The organism is Frankia sp. AgKG'84/4, from assembly GCF_023242965.2.
GTDB lineage: Bacteria > Actinomycetota > Actinomycetes > Frankiales > Frankiaceae > Frankia.
Genome location: NZ_JALKFU020000512.1, coordinates 1 through 3957, shown reverse-complemented (window position 1 = coordinate 3957; position 3957 = coordinate 1). Strand labels below are relative to the sequence as shown.

Below are 3957 nucleotides of genomic sequence, written 5' to 3'. Positions count from 1 at the left end.
GGTGTTTTTTGTTTTTTTATGTCCTCGGACCCCCGCCGGAGTTTTGGCCGGGGGTCCAACTTTGCGGGGGGGGGGGGGGCGCGGGGCCCGCCCCCCCCCCCCCCGCGCCCGGTTCAGGCCTGGATGCGCTCGAGGACGAGCGGCCTGGCCGGCGCCGGCCGCGGGCCGATCTCCACCGCGTCGGCGAGTGCCGCCCGTGCCCGGGGAAGGGTGGCCGGGTCGTCGGTGTGCAGTTCCAGCAGCGGTTCGCCCGCCTGCACGGGATCGCCGATCCCCGCCAGCCAGCGCACCCCGGCCGTCGCCGAGACCGCGTCCTCCTTGCGGGCGCGCCCCGCGCCCAGCCGCCATGCGGCGGAGCCGACTCCGCGAGCGTCCAGGCGGGTCAGGAACCCGGACGCCGGTGCAGGGAGGGTCTCGACCGTCGGCGCCAGGGGCAGCTCCGCGTCCGGATCACCGCCCTGGGCCTCGACCATGGCCCTCCACACCGGATACGCGCCACCCGCCGCCAACACCTCGGCCGGATCGCGCAGGTCAGAGGCCGGGCGGCCGGTGAGCTCGGCGGCGAGCCCGACCATGAGCCGGGCGAGTGCGACCGTCACCTCGACCAGATCCGCCGGGCCGCCACCACGCAGCGCGTCGACCGCCTCGGTCACCTCCAGCGCGTTGCCGGCGGTCCGCCCCAGCGGGTGATCCATCGCCGTCAGCAGCGCCTCGGTCCGCACGCCCGCCGCCGCGCCGAGGCCGACCATGGTCCGGGCCAGCTCGCGGGCGGCCTCCGGGGAGCTCATGAATGCCCCGGTGCCGACCTTCACATCCAGCACCAGCGCGGAGGTACCCTCGGCGATCTTCTTGCTCATGATGGACGAGGCGATCAACGGAATCGACTCGACCGTGCCGGTCACGTCGCGCAGCGCGTACAGCCGCCGGTCTGCGGGCACGAGGCCCGCGCCGGCGGCGCAGATCACCGCGCCGATGTCGGCGAGCTGGCGGCGCATCCGGTCCACCGGCAGGTCGGCGCGCCAGCCAGGGATCGACTCCATCTTGTCCAGCGTCCCGCCGGTGTGCCCGAGACCGCGCCCGGACAGCTGCGGCACAGCGACCCCGCAGGCCGCGACGAGCGGCACCAGCACCAGGGACACCTTGTCACCGACGCCGCCGGTGGAGTGCTTGTCGACGGTCGGGCGGCCGACGTCGGCGAGGTCCAGCCGGTCCCCGCTGGCGATCATGGCGGTGGTCCAGCGGGCCAGTTCATCCGGGGACATCCCACGCCACACGACCGCCATCAGATAGGCGGACATCTGTTCCTCGGCGACCCGCCCGCCGGTGTAGGCGGCGATGAGCCAGTCGATGGCCGCCGCGGGCAGCGACCGGCCGTCCCGCTTGGCCCTGATCAGGTCGACGACGTCGAACTCGTCGCTCATGACGCACCATCCCCGCTGTCGGGTGCCGGACCCGGCTCCGGCAGGTCGTCGGGGCCGAACGCGCCGGGCAGGAGTTCTCCCAGCCGCCGCGGCCCGGCCGCGGTCGCGATCAGGAGGTCCGCACCGCCGTGCTCGTACAGCAACTGCCGGCACCGGCCGCAGGGCGCCAGCGTGCGCCCATCCGCGGCGACGCAGACGAAGGCGACAAGCCGCCCGCCGCCCCGGGCGTGCAGCGCTGACACCAGTCCACATTCGGCGCACAGCGTGAGCCCGTAGGAGGCGTTCTCGACATTGCAGCCGACGACGATCCAGGGTTCGCCGCCGGGCGTCCCGCCCGGCGCGTCCACCGTGCCCTCGACCAGCGCGGCGGCACCCACCCGCAGACCGGAGTACGGCGCGTAGGCACCGTGCGCGACCTGGGTCGCCGCAGCCCGCAACCGCGACCAGACCTCGTCGCCCACGCCTGGTCCCACGTCCTGCACCCCCAGCCGGCGCTGCCGTCCGGGTCTGGCCGAGCGCTGTCGCCAGCATGCCCGACGATCGCGTGCGGGCCGCGATGTGATCCCATGGACACGAGCCCACTGGCGATCGGAAGGACGAAGGGATGGCGAGCGAGTCCCCGGACAACGTCCGCCCGGAGCGGGTCGTGGCCCTCGTCGGCGGACGGTACCGGCTCGACGGAGTCCTCGGCCGCGGCGGCTTCGGTGTCGTGCACCGGGCCACCGACGAGCTGCTCCAGCGGGTGGTCGCCGTCAAGGAGGTCCGCCTCCCCATCAGCGGAAACGCCGACGAACGAGACCGGGCCCGCGAACGTGTCCTGCGGGAGGCCCGCGCGGCCGGCCGACTGCAGCATCCGGGCGCGGTGAGCGTCCTCGACGTCATCGACGACGGCGACCTGCCCTGGATCATCATGGAGTTCGTCGAGGGACGAGCCCTGTCCCGGATCATCACCGGCCAGGGCCCCCGCCCGGTCGACGAGACCTGCCGCATCGGCATCAGCCTCGCCTACGCGCTGGAGGCCGCGCACCGCCTCGGCATCGTGCACCGGGACGTCAAGCCCAGCAACGTGCTGATCACGCCGGACGGCCGCGCCCGGCTGACCGACTTCGGCATCGCGGTCAGCCACGGCGATCCTCGCCTGACCAGCACCGGAATGGTGCTCGGTTCGCCCGCGTACCTGCCGCCCGAGCGGGCCCGCGGCGACGCGGGCGGCGCCGGTGGTGACCGCTGGGCGCTCGGCGCGACCCTGTTCACCACGGTCGAGGGCAGCCCACCCTTCGGCGGCGGGGACCCCATCGCGGTGCTCGGCGCCCTCATGCGGGGGCAGCGCCAGCCCTTCCGGCTCGCCGGCCCGCTCGCGCCCCTGCTCGACGACCTGATGGCGCCGCAGTCGACCAGCCGCCCGCCGCTGTCACTCGTCCGACGACGGCTGCGCGAGATTCTCGACCACTCCGGCAATCACCGTTCCTCCCGGTCCAGCGCCAGCACGACCCGCGGCTCCCGGTCGGACCGACCCCTGCGGATGCCGGCCCCGCCCCCGCCGACCTCACCCGAGGTGACGCCGTCCCCGGCGGTGACAGAGATGGTCGCCCCGCTGGCATCACCGACTACTCCGATGGTCGCCGTCCACGCGCCGCAGCAGACGGCAGCCACATCGACGGCGCGAACGGACAGCGCCGTCCTGTCGCCGACGGACAGCCCGCCCGCGGACGGCGCCGATTCACCCCCGCCGCCTCTCGCCGCTCTGCCGGGGAAACCATCCGCGACAGCTGAGGCGGCGACGCGCGACAGTCAACCGGAATCTCTAGCCACGAACGATATGAACACGGCGCATACGCCGCCAGAACCGACGGGAATCGCAACAACGCACAACACGGACGATAAACGTCTATCAACGAGACAACATGGCGCACCCGTCGCTGCGCCGCCGCAATCCGTCGAAGTGACGGCAGTCACGAAAACGCCGGAAGAAGACGCCGGGTCAGATGGCGGAGAATGCCCGGTACCGGCCGGTGCCGCTTCGACGATCGCGTCGGTCGCACTCGTGGAGGCCGCGGTCATCGGCGCAACGGCGACCCTCGCCACCGCCGCGGCCCTGCGCGTCGCCGGTGCCGGTGCCGGCACCTCCAGCGCCGCTGCGGCGGTGGCAGAACAGCCGACCGAGGCGCTCCCCACGGGTGGCCCGCGGCTGCCGGAGCAGGGCATGTCAGCGGCACACCTCGATCAGACGCCGTTCGACCAGGCAACCCGGTCCACCTCGGGCGCGACCGTCGAGGCGGGCCCGGCCGCCACGACGTCCGGCCCCGCCGACGCCGACGCCGACGCCGAGAACATCGATCCGCACATCGACCCGGAACATCCCGCCTCCGAAGTTTCCGTCCCCGAAGTTTGCGACCCCGCGCCGACCGCGGCCGTCCACGCCGAGCCAGCTCGCGATCCGGCCCCGTCGGCGGAACGGATCCGGTGCGCTGGACGGCCCGTCGGCCAGGACCCGCGCCTGCCGACGGTGTGGCCGCGACGCGGAAGTACGGCGGCA

The 3957-nt window shown here is 73.8% G+C and carries 3 protein-coding genes; 1 reads left to right on the top strand and 2 read right to left on the bottom strand.

All coding sequences use genetic code 11. The annotated features are described in order from the left end of the window. Positions 1–113: 113 nt before the first annotated feature. Both MXD58_RS22280 and MXD58_RS22275 read right to left on the bottom strand, forming a co-directional pair. On the bottom strand, positions 114–1421 hold the full coding sequence (locus MXD58_RS22280; protein WP_248838433.1) for a thymidine phosphorylase: 1308 nt from the start codon (positions 1419–1421) through the stop codon (positions 114–116). Next, positions 1418–1894, bottom strand: a complete 477-nt coding sequence (locus MXD58_RS22275; protein ID WP_374616496.1) for a cytidine deaminase — start codon at positions 1892–1894, stop codon at positions 1418–1420. Before MXD58_RS22275 ends, MXD58_RS22280 begins: the two co-directional genes overlap by 4 nt. 131 nt (positions 1895–2025) lie before the next feature. Between MXD58_RS22275 and MXD58_RS22270 the strand changes: the two genes are divergently transcribed. Then, the coding region (locus tag MXD58_RS22270; RefSeq protein ID WP_250609857.1) for a serine/threonine-protein kinase at positions 2026–3957 on the top strand (1932 nt) is incomplete at its 3' end.